The organism is Corynebacterium sp. MSK310 (assembly GCF_030227355.1).
Classification (GTDB): Bacteria; Actinomycetota; Actinomycetes; order Mycobacteriales; family Mycobacteriaceae; genus Corynebacterium; species Corynebacterium rhinophilum.
The window spans coordinates 60,440-75,340 of the sequence record NZ_JASPFZ010000003.1 but is presented as its reverse complement, the minus strand read 5'-3'; the positions used below and the strand labels follow the sequence as shown (position 1 = coordinate 75,340).

Genomic DNA, 14,901 nt, shown 5'->3' with positions numbered 1-14,901 from the left:
CCTTTATACGTAGAGATTCTTACCCAAGATCGGAATCTGGGGCTTTTATCGTCGGATTTGTACTATCCATTTTTGGTGGATTAATGAATGCTTCAAACTACACATTCGCCGTTGGGCTAATGATAGCTTCGACGTTCCTTATGTTTTTAAAGCTTAATAAGGAGGACACGACCGGACCAAGAAAGTGAAGTGTCTGGCCGTATAGCCTTTACCATGGCCACTGATATTCCCATCTACTTCTGCCACCCAGGACCGCCGTGGGAACGCGGCAGCAACGAAAACACCAACGGCAGGCTCAGAAGAAACCTTGCCAAAACAGTGACCTGTCCATCTACAGCGCCGAGAACCTAGAGATGATCGCCACCAATCACAAACCATGCAAAGCACTCAACTGGCGCACATCAGCCGAAGTCCTGACCAACGCCCTGACACAAACCGGTAGTATCACACCCAAGTAACCGTCATCGTTGCAATGACCCCTAGAATCCACAGATGACAACAAAATTAAAAGGTCCCAACTCCTTCCATGGAGTTGGGACCTTTTAGCGCTCTATCTCTATTTACTTGAACGGGAAGCCGAGCTCGCGCAGAAGCTTACGGCCCTCCTCGTCGTTGGTAGCGCTGGTAACGACGGTGATGTCCATACCACGGGGACGATCGATCTTGTCAATGTCGATTTCGTAGAACATAGACTGCTCGGACAGGCCGAAGGTGTAGTTACCGTGGCCGTCAAACTGCTGGTCAGACAGACCGCGGAAGTCACGAATACGTGGCAGCGCGATGGTCAACAGGCGGTCCAGGAACTCCCACATACGGTCGCCACGTAGGGTAACGCGTGCGCCGATGGGCATGCCTTCGCGCAGCTTGAAGTTCGCGATGGACTTCTTAGCACGACGCAGCTGTGGCTTCTGACCGGTGATAGCGGTCAGGTCCTCGAGAGCACCATTGATAACCTTGGAGTCACGAGCGGCTTCGCCAACACCCATGTTGACTACGACCTTGGTGACGCCAGGGATCTGCATGACGTTGTCATACTTGAACTCTTCATTCAGGTTTTTGCGGATTTCCTCGCGGTAGCGAGTCTTCAGACGCGGGGTGTAGTTCTCGCTCATTTTTAGATGTCCTTCCCGTTGCTACGCGCGATGCGGACTTTTTTGCCGTTCTCGTCGAAACGGTAGCCCACGCGGGTCGGGTTACCCTCAGAGTCAACGATCGCTACGTTGGACACGTGGATCGGGGCTTCTTGGGTAACAATTCCGCCGGACTCGGCGCCACGCTCAGTAGCGGAGTTTGCGACGTGCTTCTTGATGCGGTTAACGCCCTCAACGAGGACCTTTTCGCGCTTCGGGTACGCCTCGATGACTTTGCCCTTCGCACCCTTATCTGGGCCCGAAATGACAATCACCATATCTCCCTTATGGATCTTCATAAGATTAGATCACCTCCGGTGCTAGAGAAACGATCTTCATGAAACGCTTATCACGGAGTTCACGAGCAACCGGGCCGAAGATACGGGTACCGCGAGGTTCGCTATCGCCCTTCAGAATAACTGCAGCATTCTCATCAAAGCGGATGTAGGAGCCGTCCGGACGACGGGTTTCCTTCTTCGCGCGGACGATAACTGCCTTAACTACATCGCCTTCTTTTACGCTGCCGCCTGGAACAGCGTCCTTGACGGTGGCGACAATTACGTCGCCGATGCCAGCGAAGCGTCGGACTGAGCCACCGAGAACGCGGATGCACAAAAGTTCACGTGCACCAGAGTTGTCGGCGACGCGCAGACGCGATTCCTGCTGAATCACTATGGGTCTCCTGACCTGGATTGATGTGCGACAAGATTTCCGTCCTTGCCACACGCGGTCTACAAACTTGCTGTGCGCGAACTTTTACAACGAACACCGTACGGCGTCGATGGGTCTCGGACCGGCGATTCGGAAACGCACCACTGCGGACCGACCAGCTCTCGCAACTAACATATTGAACCACATGAACTAGCTACTTCCAAAACACAAAAAGCAGGGTTTTCACTTCACAGCGGTTGCGTCCTTTAGCGGGGTGCATCTGTAGCCCGTGGTAAACCTCGTACTCTTTGAATCCAGCCTTTCCTCTGCCCCTCAGCAACCCCTGACTCAGCAGTTGGTAAAGACCGTGCTTCCACGGCATCTTCCAGCGGCAGGGTCAGCTCAATGCAGAAGTAGTGAACTAATGGACTTAACCGAAATTTTCGATACCAAGGTTTCTATCGATCAGTATCTAGAGGCCGGCTGGCAAACCCTTTATATGGTGGGCATTTCCCTCTTCCTGGGGACAATAGGCGGAGTTACCCTGGGAATCATCCTGGCCCTTGCTCACCCGCAAGGCATGTACCCCAACCGTGTGCTGTTCAGGATCACAGACTTCCTAGTCAATACGGTGCGCTGGTGCCGCTTACCATCTTCATAGCGCCTTCATAGCGCCGTTTATGGCTCGCCTCATCGAGCAATCGGTGCTGGAAGTTGGTGAAGGCATCCTAGAAGCAGCGGAATCCATGGGCGCTTCCCTATGGCAAACCATCCGCTATTTCTTGCTGCCGGAGGCTAGGGCTTCGATAATCTTGGCACTGACTACATCCACCATCACCTTGATTTCTGCCGCCGCGATGGCGGGCACCATCGGTGGTGGAGGCGTCGGTGACTTGGCGGTCTCCTATGGTTATCAGCAATTCGACACCGTAGCCATTATCTTCACCGTGATTATCCTCATCGTGGTGGTACAAGCAATCCAAGGCTTGGGCAATGCGCTCGCCCGTCGGGCGCGCAACGGCGCCTAATGAATACCAACAAGTAAAAAGGCTGGGGTTTATCCCCAGCCCTTTCTTGTATCAGAAAGCCCAGCCCTTAAGACGTAGCTTTCTTCGCAGTAGTCTCCGCAGTCTCCTGCCCAGCCTTTGGATCCACGGTAAATAGGTCCGTCCCAGAACCGATGAGCTCGCCCTCGCGGAAGGCCGCGGTGGGAATAACGGGGCCAGTCTTCTTGGCATTTGACACAACGACTGGCGTCGTTACCGGCAGGCCCGCTTCCTTGATAGCCTCGATATCGAATTCAGCCAAGACCTCGCCTTGCTTGACGGTATCGCCCTTATTGACATGCGAGGTGAAGTGTTCGCCCTTGAGGTTTACCGTATCGAAGCCAATGTGCATAAGGATGTCAATCGGCCCCACCGCTGGGTCCTCCACGCGCAGGGCGTAGGCGTGGTGGGAGGGGAAGGTCACGGTGATGGTGCCATCGGCAGGCGCAACGAGCTTGCCGACGGTCGGTTCGATAGCAACGCCTGTACCCAGCTTGCCCCCGGCAAACATGGGGTCCTCAACTTTGGATAAGGGCACGGCATTTCCCTCTAGCGGGGAAAAGATCGTCGCGGCATCTGCGGCGGCGGCAGCGCTGGCAGCAGACTCTTCAGCGGCCTCGTCGGCCAAAGCCTGCGCGGCGGGAGGATTGACCTCATCCGGATCAATAGTGCCATTGCGATGAATGAGCACGCGCCCGTACAGGTAAGCCCCGATGAAGGCTACGGCGAAGGCGATGACACCACACAACAAGAAGGTCGGGACAAAGCGGGGAACGGAGACGAAGCCAATGAAGCCGGCGGCACCGAGGGCATCCGCAAGCACGCCAAAAATGGCGATGAACGTAGAGGCGATGGCTGATGCCGCCATACCGATATAAAACGGCCAACGCAGGCGCAGGTTAACACCGAAGATCGCGGGCTCAGTAATACCAAACAGCGCCGAGATACCGGAGGCACCGGCCAAGCCCTTGAGCTTTTCGGAACGCGCCAGGAAGTACACGGCCAAGGCCACACCACCCTGGGCGATATTGGCCATCGAGGCAATGGGGAAGATGAAGGAACCGCCCTCATTCCACAGCATCGTCTCAATGGGCGGGAAGGATTGGTGTAGACCGGTAATGACGATCGGTGAATAAACCAGACCGAAAAGGAAGCCGGCCACAGGACCTGCAAAGTCATACAGGTTGGCCAGCCCCATGCCCAACCATTCACCGGCGGTACGCAAGATTGGACCCAGTCCCATAAAGGTAATAAAGCCGGTCACCAGCAGGGTAAGCAGGGGCGTGAGCATGAAGTCCACGGTGCCCTTGAGGTGCTTGTGTAGGAACTTTTCAATCGTCGCCAAAATCCAGGCGATGACCAAAATAGGCAAGATGGACCCCTGGTAGCCGGCCTGGGCAACGTCTAAGCCAAAGATATCCCAGTAGGGCATCTCGCCATTTTCAATAGCCTCAGCAACGTTATAGCCGCTAACCAAATCTGGCATGACCATCGCCATGGCCATGCCCGCACCGAGGAATTCATTACCGCCAAAGCGCTTAGTAGCAGTAAAGCCCACGAGGATAGGAAGGAAGGCAAAGGGGGCGGATGCCAGGAGGTTGACCAGCCCGGCAAACCCTTCCCACGAGGGATACATTTCGATGACTGATTGATCCCCAAATAGTCCCGGCGCGGTCAGCACATTATTTAATGCCATCAATAGACCGCCGCCGAGCAGGATTGGGATTAGCGGAACAAAGATATCGGCCAAGACCTTGACCGCACGGGAGAACCAGTTCCCTGATTCCGCGGCAATATCCTTGAGGCGATCGGTGGACACGGCGACGTCCTTGGAAATGGACTTGGTCATTTCCTGAAAGACGATATTGACATCGCCCGGGCCCACGATGACCTGGAACATGCCACCGGCTTCGAAGGTGCCCTTCAGATCTGGATCGTTGTCTAGCGCTGCGGTATCTACCCTGTCCGAATCATCCAAGACCATGCGCAAGCGCGTGGCGCAGTGGGCAAGGGCAATAATATTATCTTCGCCGCCTAATGCCTTGAGGGTGCGGGCGGCGACCTCTTTATGCTCCATGGACCAACCTTTGTTATTTAGGTCACATTAAATGACCGAATGTGATTGACTACTTCCTATTTAAGTCTGTTTGTACCTAAATGTCCACAAAGCAAAAGCTGTCGGCCCTAGTTCCGCAAGGTCTTAGTCCAGCGGCTCCCATGCCTGCCACGGAGCATCACCAAAGACCGCGAATGCCGCGGCGATGCGACCGTCGCCGGCAAAGACTTCTACGGCGCAGCCATCAGCGATCAGCCGCATTTCTCCATCGGGGCAGGCGATCGGCTCGCCGTCATTGAAAGAGATGGTGCCACCGCCTTGCACCACGCGGAATGCTTCCTTGCCAGTGGCATCGACAAGCGCATAAGCCCCCTCCCCTATGACATCAATGGTCGAGCCAAAGCCCTCCCTGCCGCGGGTTTCCGGCAGCGCAGACCACAGCGGTTCTTGGCACAGGTAGTTATCCTCCAGCCACAGCCGCCGCGGAATAGTCAGGGTATGCACCCACCCCTGCGTTGGAGTTTCGTCATGAGCGGGCATGCCCATCCAGCCCAGCAGGATGTTTTCCTCGGTTGCCTGCGGCGCATAGAACTGCGTGCCGTGATCCAGCAGGGTAAATCCGCGCTCAACGTGGAAATTAAGCTCATCCGAGGTCCCGACGACGTAGCCGCAACGGTCCGTTTCATCCTGTGGGCAGAAAATGAGCACGTGCTTATCCCCAAAGGTCAGCAGGTTGGGACACTCCCACATATAGCCACCGGGAAGCTGCGCGGGATCATCAAAAACAAGCTCTCCCTGGAAATCCCACTGCTTTAAATCCTGCGAGTAATACAGCACGATGGTTCCGCGTTCGTCTTCCGTTTGCGCACCAATGACCATGCGCCATCCCTCCCCAGCGCGGGAAATATGGGGATCGCGGAAGTGGCCGGTATATCCCTCCGGGGAATCAGCAATGAGCGGGTTGTTGGTATCGCGGACATAGATCCCGCCTTCCGGCCCGGAAGGATCTATAACCCGCACGCGGTTCTGCGACGGGATGCGGCGCCCGTCTTCTTTCAAGTTGCCCGTATAAAAAAGCCACACGTCCGTGCCGTCAACCACAGCCCCTCCGGAGTAACATCCATCCTTGTCATAAGGCAGGTCAGGATAGAGCGCATCGGGATAATGCCGCCATGGAGTAGGCGCGGACACCGTGGTGGTGGCGTGGCCCCAACCAGTCCGCTTGGGCTCGTGCGGAAAGACAGGGTCATGCTGGTAATACGCGTGCAGAATATCGCCATCCACAAAAAGGCCATTGGGGTCATTGAGGCGGCCCAGTGGCGGGGCGAGGTGAAAGTTCGGTCGGTGGTTCATGTCCCCGATACTATGGAACTATGACTATTCATGTGTGCGGCGAAGGCCTCGTGGACCTAGTTCCGGTATCCCCTGGCCGCTTGAATGACCTCACCCCGGCGCTGGGCGGCGGGCCCTTCAATGTGGCTATCGCCGCGGCACGCTTGGGCGCGGACGTGGAGTTCCAATCGCGGATTTCTACCGATGGCTTTGGCCAGGAATTATTCCGGCGCCTTGAGGAAGAAGGCGTCGTAACCGCCCACGTGCAACGCGGCGAGGAACCGACCACCCTGGCGGTGACCACCATCGCGGATAACGGCACGGCCTCCTATAACTTTTATGTGGAAGGCACTGCGGATCGCTTCGTTGAACCCAAACTAGTTCCGGCAGATATTGCCTGCTTCGGCACCGTTTCCCTGGCCTTGGAGCCGGGTGCTTCCCGCTACGCGCAGCTGCTCAGGGACTTCGCCGCACAGGGAACGCTCGTCGCCCTTGATCCCAATATCCGACCCTTTTATGCCACCGACGCGCATAAGAAATTCTTGGCGGATTTGCTGCCACACGTCTCTGTGCTGAAGCTATCGGATGAAGAGGTGGACTTTTTAGGCGAGGACTTCACCTCCCAGGTCCCCATCGTGGTCACCACCCGCGGCGGCGATGGAATTAGCGTCAGGGCTGGGGATATTTCCCTCGACGTTCCCGCAGCCGCGGTAGAGGTCACCGATACCATCGGCGCCGGCGACACCATCATGGCCGCCCTGTTGGCGCAACTGGATGAACGCGACCTCGATGCGGACAAGGCCGCAGCACTAAGCGCCGAACAGTGGCGCGATATCCTCCACTTCGCCGCCACCGCGGCCGGCATCACCGTCTCCCGCACCGGCGCCAATCCCCCACTGCGCAAGGAAGTAGAGTCTGCCCTATGAGCTACACCAAGCGCACGATGTGGATACACCTGGGGTTATTCCTCTTAGCGTTCCTCGCCTTCATCCTCCCCGTTGTCGTCGGCACCGCAGCCCTGCTCCCACTGTGGCTCTCGGGTGGATTAAGCATCGCCCTGGCAGCGGCCGCGCTTATCGATGCCGCCTTTAAGTTCTTCGCTCCCGCTTCCCCACGCAGTCTCAAGCTGCTCTCCGGAATCGCCGGCATCGTGCTGCTGGTGGGCTGGGGAATCTGGATCTACATCTACGGCAATATGGCGGAAGTAGGCACGGGCACCTACCGCATTGGCAATTTCCTCCTCAGCGTCGGCTGCGTGCTCAGCCTCTTCATCATCGCGATTTCGGTTTTGGATATCCGCCGGTTGGCGCGGCAGTAGCCGATCTGAGCAACACGCTCCCCGCGCTTAGCGGGGGGAGCGCTTACTTGTCGCTGGGGAGGACGCGGCGAGGGACGATAATGGGGGCATCACCAAGCGGATCGTCCCAGGCCTCCACCTCGATGCCATAGGCCTGCGCCAAGACCTTGGGGGCCAGCGCTTGCTTAGGTGCGCCGCGCGCGATGATATCGCCAGCTTTCATTACCACCATGGAATCGGAGTAGTGGCCCGCCAGCATGAGATCGTGCAGGACCACAACCACCGTTTTGCCGGCGCGCGCCTGTGTTCGAGCCAGCTCCAGCATGCTCATGGCGTGGGCGGGGTCGAGGAAGGTCGTGGGTTCATCGAGAAGCAGCACCGGCGTATCTTGCGCCAACGCTAGCGCTAGCCAGACGCGTTGGCGCTGCCCACCCGATAGGGAGGCGATATCGCGCTCGAGGAAGTCCACAATGTCCGTGGCTTCGCAGGCGTGGGCGATGATCTCTCGGTCCGTAGGAGAAAGGCCGCGCATCCTGCCCTGATAGGGGTGGCGCCCGCGCGCGACCAACTCGCCCACCCGCAATCCATCGGGGGCCACGGGGTGCTGTGGCAGCAGCGCCACCTGCTGCGCGGCTTCCTTCGCGTTCATCGCATGCAGGTCGGCGTCCCCGACCATAACGCTGCCCTGCCGCGGGGCCAGGATTTTAGACAGCGTCTTGAGCAGCGTGGACTTGCCGCAGCCATTGGGCCCGATGAGCGTGGTGACCTCACCGGCGCGTGCATGCAGATCGACGCCGGCGAGAATATCCTCGCCGTCCTTATATCCCGCATGGATGCCGGTGGCCTGGAGGCTGCACCGGCGCTTCGAGCGCGTGGGCTGATTATCCGTCATATCTTTTCCTTCATCCACGTACGAGTGTGTAGGACTTTGTGGTTGCTTCGCTCGCCCAATCCTCGCTGTGGCGCGCCACAGCGATTACGTGCGCCGGGCCGCATTCCACACCAATACCACCAGGGCGCAGCCGCCGATGACCGAGGAGACCGCGCCCACCGGCGCGTTGACCGGAATCGCGCCGGCGATAACCGCGCACACGGTCAGCAGCGCCGCGCCCGCGGCTGCCGATGCCACCGGCGATGGCGTGGGCGTGCGCGCCACCATCCGCGCCAGGTGCGGCGCCAGCAGGGCGATAAAGCCAATGGGCCCAACCACCGAGACCACCACGGCGCAGATGCCGGTTGCCGCAATGAGCAGCAGAGCGCGCTGGCGGGAGATATTCACGCCCAGGGTGGTGGCAGAGGAATCATCATGGGCAAGCAGCGGCAGCTCCCGCGCGCACCAGATGCCTATGGCGAGAAACGGTGCTAATGCCACGAGTAAGGGCACGATGACCTCCATGCGCACGAACCCGGTCGAGCCCGCAAGCCACGTTTGTGCCTCGGCCGCGCGCTGGATCTGCGCGCTGCGCATCAAATACGCCACGACGGCCTGAAACATCAGCGATAAGGCGATGCCGACGATGACGATGCGATTGCTCGTGCCGATGCCGCCCAGGACGGCGAGGAGGATGACGACGAGAAGGGCGCCGATCATCGCCAAGCATGCCCGCCACCAGAAGTCCGGGATGCCGTCCGCGAAACCGGGGCGAGAATGCACGGTGCCCAGTACTACCAGCACCGATGCGCCGCCGGTCACGCCCAGGATATCCGGCGATGCCAGCGGGTTGCGCGCCATGGTCTGCGTCCAGGAACCGGCCACGCCGAGGGCGGCGCCGACGATGACGGTGGCGATGGCGACCGGCAAGCGCAAGTCCCACACCACCCTGATGTGGCTCTCGCTGCCGCCGCCGGTGAGCACATCGAGGACCTGCCGCGGGCTCAACTCCAAAGGCCCTTGCCCCAGCAACACCAGGTAGGCGCCAAAGGCGATAAGGCCGAATACCAGCGTCGATGCGAGCACGCGGACGTGCCTGCGACGCTGCTGCGCTTGCAGGGTACTGCTTATTGTTGTCATGCGTTATCGCCCCACGCTCTGCCCACGCCGCGGTGAGCGCCCCAAATGAGGAAAGGCGCGCCCACGATGGCAAGAACGATGGACATCTCTAGCTCCGAGTTACCCACAATGAGGCGGCCGATGATGTCGGCGGCAAGCACGGCGCAACTGCCCAGGAGCGCGGAGGGCAGGATCATCGTGGCAACGCTGGGGCCGACCACCCGCCGCACGATGTGGGGAATGGCGAAGCCAACAAAGGCGATGGGACCCGTTGCCGCCGTCGCGCTGCCGGCCAACACCACGACGCTTAGTGCCGCGCCCACCCGCGCGGTAGTGGGGGATCCGCCCAAGGCGAGCGAGGACTCTTCCCCCATGGCCAATAGGTCAAGCGGCCTGGCCGCCATTGCCGCGCACGCCAGGCCGATGAGCAGGCCAATACCCGCAATGGCGACGTCTTCTGGGCCGCGCCCAAAGGTCGAGCCGATGGTCCAGCGCCGCATGCTATCGAGGACGTCCGTGGAATACAGGCCGATGATCACCGCTCCCGATCCCAGAGCGGCGGAGACGCCAGCGCCGACCAGAATGAGCGTTAGCGGATCCTGAAACCGCCGGGAGACGGCCAGGACCAGCAGCGTGGTAATGCCCGCGCCGACAAGCGCGAAGGAGGTGCGCATGCCGGTGGTGGTAGCAATGCCAATGGCCGTGCCTAGGGCAACGAAGAACGACGCGCCTGCGGTAATACCGATAAATCCGGGGTCCGCTAGCGGGTTCCTGGTCCACGATTGCGCCAAGACACCGGCGACGGCAAGGGCCGCCCCGGCGAAATAGGCCAAGAAGGTGCGCGGCATGCGCAGGTTCCACACGATATCGCGAATATCCTGCTCCCCCGCTCCGCGCAGCGCGGCGATGACCTCATCGGGCGGAATCGAACGCGAACCTAGCGCCAAGGACGCCACCGCCAGCACGAGGCTGGCGAGGATGAGGGCAACAAGAAACGGCGTGCCGCCCCTTCCCCGCGTCATTACTGGTGTGACTGCGGGACCTTCCGTTGTGGAACCCGTCTGGATAATCGGTCCGCCCTTCGTGGTTGCTGACAATTACAGCTTCTCTTCAAACTTATCCATTGCCCACGGAATGGTCACTGGGTTCGGCATGCTCATGGCGTTGCCGGTATCCGTGTCCAGGTAGCGCACACGCCCATCCTTGACAATATCCAGGCCCTGGAAGGTCTTATCCTTCTTCAAGACATCCGCGGAGCCGTTGTAGTCCAAGACGAAGAGGTGATCAACCTGGTTGAGCTTCGCGTAGTTTTCCGGGGCAATGTCAACGAAGAAGCTGCTGCCATCGCCCTGCAGCTCATCCGGGATCTCCATGCCTAGATCCTCGATGAACTGTCCGCGCCCGTCCTCATCGGTGTACAGGCCAATCTTGCCGTCATAAGGCATGACGATGGCCGCGGACTTGCCCTGCAATTCGGTGTGCTCGCGGCGGAATTCCTCGAAGGCCTTCTCGGTATCAGCGATAAGCTTATCGCCTTCGTCTTCCTTGTCAACGGCGTCCGCGATGGCCTCTACCTGGTCTTCCCAGGGAACCTGCCAGTCTTCATACTCATCCGGCTTGACGGTGGTTGCCGCGATCTCTTCCAAGGATTCCTTCGTGCGCGCATCCACTGCCTGGTTCACCGCAATGATCTTGGTGGGGTCTGCAGCGGTGATCTGCTCAAAGGTCTCCGCGGTAAAGCCCGTTGCGGTGTTGTAGATGACCTCCGGCTTTGCATCGCCCAGAAGCTTCTTTGCCCACGGGCCAACGCCGGAAGGATCGCCATCGCCCTCAGCGCCCCACGGCGCCACCGTCACGGGAGTAATACCCAGGGCGAGCAGCGTATCGGCATCACCCAAGCCCAGGCTAGCCACCCGCTCCTCGCTGGCTGCATCGGTGGACTGCGTGCTCTCATCGCCCTCACCGCGCGAGCAACCGGCTAATGCGACGGCTCCGACGGACAGCAGTGCCACAACACCCATGGTACGGCGCCCAAAAATCTTCATGAGGCTAGCCCTTTCAATCAAGGAGGAAAATAACGTTGCTCATCTTAGACGCCGGCCCAGTGCATAGGCAAGGCTTAGCTTTGCAGGAGTATGTTGGGTGCATGAACTCCTCCCTACAATCGTCGCCGATGCCTGAACACCAACTGATTCCCGTAACCCTGACTGCCAATAAACAGATCCGCCCGCGCCTGCACCGTTTGACGTTTCACGCCGAGGCCTTCCGGACGTATCAGCTCGCCGGCCCTGATGAATTCTTTGGCCTCGTCATGCCGCAAGCCGGGCAAGAATTCTCACCCTTCCCCGTCGACGGGGTCAATATCCGGGCAGCCGTTGCCGCTATAGGCGAAGAAACTAGGCCCGATCTGCGCTGGTACACCATTCGCGCGCTCCACCCTGAGGACGCCACAGTCGATGTCGACGTGGTGACCCACGGCGATTCCGGGCCCGGCTCGCGATGGATTCGGAACGCGCAGCCCGGCGATACAGCGGGGTTCTTTACCTGCAACGAGCTGTGGCAGCCAACCGAAGCACCACAACTATTGGTCGCCGATGCCTCCGCACTGCCGGCCCTGCGACATATCCTTGCCTACCAAGAAGGCCGTGACCCGGCGATGCTCGCCCGTACCGACGTTATGGCCGTGGTAACTAGCGATGACGAGATAGAACCTGGGCTCGCGGCCAGGTGGAAAACGAGCGTGCGCAGTCTGAGCGTCCTTCGCACCGAGCCGCACCAGGAAGCGGAATCTGTTGTTGCCGCGCTGAAAGCAGATTATGCCGGTGCGCCGGCACCAGGCTACGTGTGGGTCTCCGGCGAAGGGGACTTGGCGAAGAAGGTTCGGGGCCTCGCGGTGAAAGACTGGGGCCTTTCTTCAGACGACGTCACCTGGGTGCCCTACTGGTTCTATGGAAGAGCCCGGCCTTAAGAACTCTGAAACAGCGAAAAGCCCCTGTATCGAACCAAATGGTCCGGTACAGGGGCTGCGCTGGCTAGGGTTTACTTAGCCTTCTCGATGATCTTTACGAGACGGAAGTGCTTGTCCTTGGACAGCGGGCGGGTCTCAGCGATACGTACGAGATCGCCTACGCCTGCGGTTTCTTCCTCATCGTGCGCCTTAACCTTCTTGTTAGAGCGCATAATCTTGCCGTACAGAGCGTGCTGCTTGCGGTCTTCCAACTCGACGACGATGGTCTTGGACATCTTGTCCGAGACGACGTAGCCGGTGCGGACCTTAGGAGCACCCTTGACCTTCTCCTTCTTCGGAGTTGGTCCCTTCTTGGATTCAGTCACGTTAGCCTCACTCATGATTAAGCCTCAGCTCCCGGAGCGACAGACAGGCCCAGCTCGCGCTCGCGCAGAACGGTGTAGATGCGGGCAATGTCGCGCTTAACCGTGCCGATGCGGCGGTTGTTGGTCAGCTGGCCGGTGGCCTTCTGGAAACGAAGGTTGAACAGTTCTTCCTTCGCATCCTTCAGACGGGTTTCCAGCTCTGCGTTGTCGAGCTCACGGAACTCGTGGGCGGGGGTACCGGTTGCCATTAGAACTGGTCCTCCTTCTTGATGATGCGGACCTTGCAAGGAAGCTTCTGGCCAGCGCGGCGCAGAGCCTCGATTGCAACAGCCTCAGTTGGGTAGCTCATCTCGAAAAGTACGCGGCCAGGCTTCACGTTAGCCACCCACTTCTCAACCGGGCCCTTACCGGAACCCATACGAACACCGAGCGGCTTCTGGGTCAACGGACGGTCCGGGAAGATGTTGATCCACACCTTGCCACCACGCTTAACGTGGCGGTTGATGGCAATACGTGCGGCCTCAATCTGACGGTTGGTGATGTACGCAGGCTCCAGTGCCTGGATTGCGTAATCGCCGAAGTTAATGCGGTTTCCGCCCTTGGACACGCCACGACGGCTCGGGCGGTGCTGACGGCGGTACTTAACACGCTTAGGAATCAGCATGGATTAGCCCTCCTGCTTCTGCTGTGCACGCTGGCGGCGCTGGCCACCGCGACGGGAGCGACCATTGCGGTCACCACGGCCACGGCCCTGTGCCGGAGCGTTCAGTTCGGACTCGCGTACGCCACCGACGACGTCACCCTTGTAGATCCACACCTTGATGCCGATGCGGCCGAAGGTGGTGTGGGCCTCTGCGGTGCCGTAGTCGATCTCGGCGCGAAGAGTGTGCAGCGGAACGCGGCCCTCGTGGTAGCGCTCAACGCGGGACATTTCTGCACCGCCCAGGCGCCCGGACAGCAGAATCTTGATGCCCTTAACCTGTGGCTGGCGCATAGCGGACTGGATAGCCTTGCGCATTGCACGACGGAATGCGACGCGGTTAACCAGCTGCTCCGCGATGGAGTGAGCAACCAGGGTTGCGTTTGCGTCTACCTGCTTGACCTCGAGGATGTTGAGGGCAACCATCTTGCCGGTGAGCTTTTCCAGCTCGCGGCGGATGCGGTCAGCCTCAGCACCGCGGCGGCCAATCACGATGCCCGGACGGGCGGTGTGAATGTCCACGCGGACGCGGTCACGGGTGCGCTCGATAACGATGTCGGCGATGCCGGCGCGCTCGAGGCCCTTGTTGAGGTAGTTACGAATCTTGATGTCTTCGGCTACGTAGTTCGCGTAGTCCTTATCCGCGAACCAGTGGGTCTTCCAGTCGGAAGTGATGCCCAAACGTAGGCCGTGAGGATGGATCTTCTGGCCCATTACTTGGCCCCTTCCTGCTGGCTTTCGACAACCACGGTGATGTGGCTGGTGCGCTTACGAATCATGAATGCACGACCCTGTGCACGCGGCTGGAAACGACGCATGGTCGGCCCCTCGTTGGCGTATGCCTCGGAGATGACCAGGGTGCGTGGGTCGAGGCCGAAGTTGTTCTCAGCGTTAGCGGCTGCGGAAGCAACGACCTTTGCAACTGGCTTGGAAGCACCCTGCGGTGCGTACTTCAGGATTGCCAAAGCTTCGCTTACGGACTTGCCGCGGACCAGATCGAGCACACGACGTGCCTTCATCGGGGTAACGCGGACGTAGCGGGCCGTGGCGGATGCGGAGGTGATGGTCTCACTCATCGCTTATCGACGTCCCTTCTTGTCATCCTTGACGTGACCCTTAAAGGTCTTGGTTGGTGCAAACTCGCCCAACTTGTGGCCGACCATGGAGTCCTCGATGAAGACCGGCACATGCTTGCGGCCGTCGTGGACGGCGAAGGTGTGTCCGATGAAATCGGGGAGAATGGTCGAGCGGCGAGACCAGGTCTTGATGACCTGCTTGGTGCCTGCATCGTTTTGAGCATCCACCTTGTTGAGGAGGTGCTCATCGACGAACGGGCCTTTCTTAAGGCTGCGTGGCATTGTTTACC

Annotated in this window: 19 protein-coding genes and 1 pseudogene; 5 read left to right on the top strand and 15 right to left on the bottom strand. The window is 59.4% G+C overall.

Going from position 1 to position 14,901, the window contains the following annotated elements:
* Nucleotides 1-560: 560 nt before the first annotated feature.
* The 3 genes from rplE to rplN are packed head-to-tail and all read right to left on the bottom strand — an operon-like array spanning nt 561 to nt 1,802.
* Nucleotides 561-1,112 carry a 50S ribosomal protein L5 gene (gene rplE / locus QP891_RS03965; protein WP_023025194.1) on the bottom strand — a complete coding sequence of 184 codons (552 nt, stop codon included), beginning with the start codon at nt 1,110-1,112 and terminating at the stop codon, nt 561-563.
* Nucleotides 1,113-1,114: 2 nt separating this feature from the next.
* Complete coding sequence (gene rplX / locus QP891_RS03960; protein ID WP_005276967.1) at nt 1,115-1,429, bottom strand: 50S ribosomal protein L24; 315 nt, start codon at nt 1,427-1,429, stop codon at nt 1,115-1,117.
* Nucleotides 1,430-1,433: 4 nt separating this feature from the next.
* Entirely contained in the window at nt 1,434-1,802 is a 369-nt protein-coding gene (gene rplN, locus QP891_RS03955) for a 50S ribosomal protein L14 (RefSeq protein WP_121910625.1), read from the bottom strand.
* Between the two features lie 403 nt (nt 1,803-2,205).
* Here rplN and QP891_RS11960 point away from each other — a divergent pair, with 403 nt between their 5' ends.
* Both QP891_RS11960 and QP891_RS11955 read left to right on the top strand, forming a co-directional pair.
* Complete coding sequence (locus QP891_RS11960) at nt 2,206-2,442, top strand: ABC transporter permease family protein (protein WP_410755986.1); 237 nt, start codon at nt 2,206-2,208, stop codon at nt 2,440-2,442.
* Nucleotides 2,443-2,446: 4 nt separating this feature from the next.
* A pseudogene (locus tag QP891_RS11955) lies at nt 2,447-2,809 on the top strand (ABC transporter permease subunit); the annotation flags it as partial.
* A gap of 67 nt (nt 2,810-2,876) precedes the next feature.
* On the opposite strand, the gene QP891_RS03945 reads toward QP891_RS11955, so the two are convergent.
* The gene (locus QP891_RS03945; RefSeq protein WP_284771291.1) at nt 2,877-4,904 is read right to left on the bottom strand and encodes a sucrose-specific PTS transporter subunit IIBC; all 2,028 of its coding nucleotides are present in this window, start codon (nt 4,902-4,904) and stop codon (nt 2,877-2,879) included.
* A 123-nt stretch (nt 4,905-5,027) separates the two neighbouring features.
* A complete protein-coding gene (locus QP891_RS03940; RefSeq protein WP_284771290.1) occupies nt 5,028-6,236 on the bottom strand; it encodes a glycoside hydrolase family 32 protein in 1,209 nt (402 codons plus the stop codon).
* Nucleotides 6,237-6,256: 20 nt separating this feature from the next.
* Between QP891_RS03940 and QP891_RS03935 the strand changes: the two genes are divergently transcribed.
* Nucleotides 6,257-7,141: a carbohydrate kinase family protein gene (locus tag QP891_RS03935; RefSeq protein ID WP_284771289.1), complete on the top strand. Its 885-nt coding sequence runs from the start codon at nt 6,257-6,259 to the stop codon at nt 7,139-7,141.
* Complete coding sequence (locus tag QP891_RS03930; protein ID WP_284771288.1) at nt 7,138-7,533, top strand: multidrug transporter; 396 nt, start codon at nt 7,138-7,140, stop codon at nt 7,531-7,533. Before QP891_RS03935 ends, QP891_RS03930 begins: the two co-directional genes overlap by 4 nt.
* Nucleotides 7,534-7,576: 43 nt before the next feature.
* On the opposite strand, the gene QP891_RS03925 is transcribed toward QP891_RS03930, so the two are convergent.
* The 4 genes from QP891_RS03925 to QP891_RS03910 form a co-directional block, all read right to left on the bottom strand.
* Nucleotides 7,577-8,404 carry an ABC transporter ATP-binding protein gene (locus QP891_RS03925; RefSeq protein ID WP_284771295.1) on the bottom strand — a complete coding sequence of 276 codons (828 nt, stop codon included), beginning with the start codon at nt 8,402-8,404 and terminating at the stop codon, nt 7,577-7,579.
* Between the two features lie 84 nt (nt 8,405-8,488).
* Complete coding sequence (locus QP891_RS03920; protein WP_284771287.1) at nt 8,489-9,523, bottom strand: FecCD family ABC transporter permease; 1,035 nt, start codon at nt 9,521-9,523, stop codon at nt 8,489-8,491.
* Nucleotides 9,520-10,524 carry a FecCD family ABC transporter permease gene (locus tag QP891_RS03915; protein ID WP_284781924.1) on the bottom strand — a complete coding sequence of 335 codons (1,005 nt, stop codon included), beginning with the start codon at nt 10,522-10,524 and terminating at the stop codon, nt 9,520-9,522. Before QP891_RS03915 ends, QP891_RS03920 begins: the two co-directional genes overlap by 4 nt.
* 75 nt (nt 10,525-10,599) lie before the next feature.
* Nucleotides 10,600-11,547 (bottom strand): ABC transporter substrate-binding protein, encoded by a 948-nt coding sequence (locus QP891_RS03910; RefSeq protein ID WP_284784392.1) that lies wholly within the window; start codon nt 11,545-11,547, stop codon nt 10,600-10,602.
* Between the two features lie 128 nt (nt 11,548-11,675).
* On the opposite strand from QP891_RS03910, the gene QP891_RS03905 reads away from it, so the two are divergent.
* Nucleotides 11,676-12,470 carry a siderophore-interacting protein gene (locus tag QP891_RS03905; protein WP_284784390.1) on the top strand — a complete coding sequence of 265 codons (795 nt, stop codon included), beginning with the start codon at nt 11,676-11,678 and terminating at the stop codon, nt 12,468-12,470.
* A gap of 71 nt (nt 12,471-12,541) precedes the next feature.
* Here the strand turns inward: QP891_RS03905 and rpsQ are convergent, their stop codons facing one another.
* From rpsQ to rpsS, 6 genes are read right to left on the bottom strand one after another with little or no spacing between them, the layout of a single operon-like run.
* Nucleotides 12,542-12,850 (bottom strand): 30S ribosomal protein S17, encoded by a 309-nt coding sequence (gene rpsQ / locus QP891_RS03900; protein ID WP_023025182.1) that lies wholly within the window; start codon nt 12,848-12,850, stop codon nt 12,542-12,544.
* Nucleotides 12,851-12,852: 2 nt separating this feature from the next.
* Nucleotides 12,853-13,083 carry a 50S ribosomal protein L29 gene (rpmC, locus tag QP891_RS03895; protein WP_005276944.1) on the bottom strand — a complete coding sequence of 77 codons (231 nt, stop codon included), beginning with the start codon at nt 13,081-13,083 and terminating at the stop codon, nt 12,853-12,855.
* Nucleotides 13,083-13,499, bottom strand: a complete 417-nt coding sequence (gene rplP, locus QP891_RS03890) for a 50S ribosomal protein L16 (RefSeq protein ID WP_005276943.1) — start codon at nt 13,497-13,499, stop codon at nt 13,083-13,085. Before rplP ends, rpmC begins: the two co-directional genes overlap by 1 nt.
* Nucleotides 13,500-13,502: 3 nt before the next feature.
* Complete coding sequence (gene rpsC, locus QP891_RS03885) at nt 13,503-14,249, bottom strand: 30S ribosomal protein S3 (protein ID WP_005276941.1); 747 nt, start codon at nt 14,247-14,249, stop codon at nt 13,503-13,505.
* Complete coding sequence (gene rplV, locus QP891_RS03880; RefSeq protein WP_005276938.1) at nt 14,249-14,611, bottom strand: 50S ribosomal protein L22; 363 nt, start codon at nt 14,609-14,611, stop codon at nt 14,249-14,251. The genes rpsC and rplV overlap by 1 nt, the downstream gene beginning before the upstream one ends.
* A 3-nt stretch (nt 14,612-14,614) precedes the next feature.
* On the bottom strand, nt 14,615-14,893 hold the full coding sequence (gene rpsS / locus QP891_RS03875; protein ID WP_005276936.1) for a 30S ribosomal protein S19: 279 nt from the start codon (nt 14,891-14,893) through the stop codon (nt 14,615-14,617).
* Between the last annotated feature and the right edge of the window lie 8 nt (nt 14,894-14,901).

Excerpts from the sequence above, each read along its gene's own strand:
- rplE (WP_023025194.1), bottom strand. The coding sequence starts at position 1,112 with ATGAGCGAGAACTACACCCCGCGTCTGAAGACTCGCTACCGCGAGGAA.
- rplX (WP_005276967.1), bottom strand. The coding sequence starts at position 1,429 with ATGAAGATCCATAAGGGAGATATGGTGATTGTCATTTCGGGCCCAGAT.
- QP891_RS11960 (WP_410755986.1), top strand. The coding sequence starts at position 2,206 with ATGGACTTAACCGAAATTTTCGATACCAAGGTTTCTATCGATCAGTAT.
- QP891_RS03945 (WP_284771291.1), bottom strand. The coding sequence starts at position 4,904 with ATGGAGCATAAAGAGGTCGCCGCCCGCACCCTCAAGGCATTAGGCGGC.
- QP891_RS03940 (WP_284771290.1), bottom strand. The coding sequence starts at position 6,236 with ATGAACCACCGACCGAACTTTCACCTCGCCCCGCCACTGGGCCGCCTC.
- QP891_RS03935 (WP_284771289.1), top strand. The coding sequence starts at position 6,257 with ATGACTATTCATGTGTGCGGCGAAGGCCTCGTGGACCTAGTTCCGGTA.
- QP891_RS03930 (WP_284771288.1), top strand. The coding sequence starts at position 7,138 with ATGAGCTACACCAAGCGCACGATGTGGATACACCTGGGGTTATTCCTC.
- QP891_RS03925 (WP_284771295.1), bottom strand. The coding sequence starts at position 8,404 with ATGACGGATAATCAGCCCACGCGCTCGAAGCGCCGGTGCAGCCTCCAG.
- QP891_RS03920 (WP_284771287.1), bottom strand. The coding sequence starts at position 9,523 with ATGACAACAATAAGCAGTACCCTGCAAGCGCAGCAGCGTCGCAGGCAC.
- QP891_RS03915 (WP_284781924.1), bottom strand. The coding sequence starts at position 10,524 with ATGACGCGGGGAAGGGGCGGCACGCCGTTTCTTGTTGCCCTCATCCTC.
- QP891_RS03910 (WP_284784392.1), bottom strand. The coding sequence starts at position 11,547 with ATGAAGATTTTTGGGCGCCGTACCATGGGTGTTGTGGCACTGCTGTCC.
- QP891_RS03905 (WP_284784390.1), top strand. The coding sequence starts at position 11,676 with ATGCCTGAACACCAACTGATTCCCGTAACCCTGACTGCCAATAAACAG.
- rpsQ (WP_023025182.1), bottom strand. The coding sequence starts at position 12,850 with ATGAGTGAGGCTAACGTGACTGAATCCAAGAAGGGACCAACTCCGAAG.
- rpmC (WP_005276944.1), bottom strand. The coding sequence starts at position 13,083 with ATGGCAACCGGTACCCCCGCCCACGAGTTCCGTGAGCTCGACAACGCA.
- rplP (WP_005276943.1), bottom strand. The coding sequence starts at position 13,499 with ATGCTGATTCCTAAGCGTGTTAAGTACCGCCGTCAGCACCGCCCGAGC.
- rpsC (WP_005276941.1), bottom strand. The coding sequence starts at position 14,249 with ATGGGCCAGAAGATCCATCCTCACGGCCTACGTTTGGGCATCACTTCC.
- rplV (WP_005276938.1), bottom strand. The coding sequence starts at position 14,611 with ATGAGTGAGACCATCACCTCCGCATCCGCCACGGCCCGCTACGTCCGC.
- rpsS (WP_005276936.1), bottom strand. The coding sequence starts at position 14,893 with ATGCCACGCAGCCTTAAGAAAGGCCCGTTCGTCGATGAGCACCTCCTC.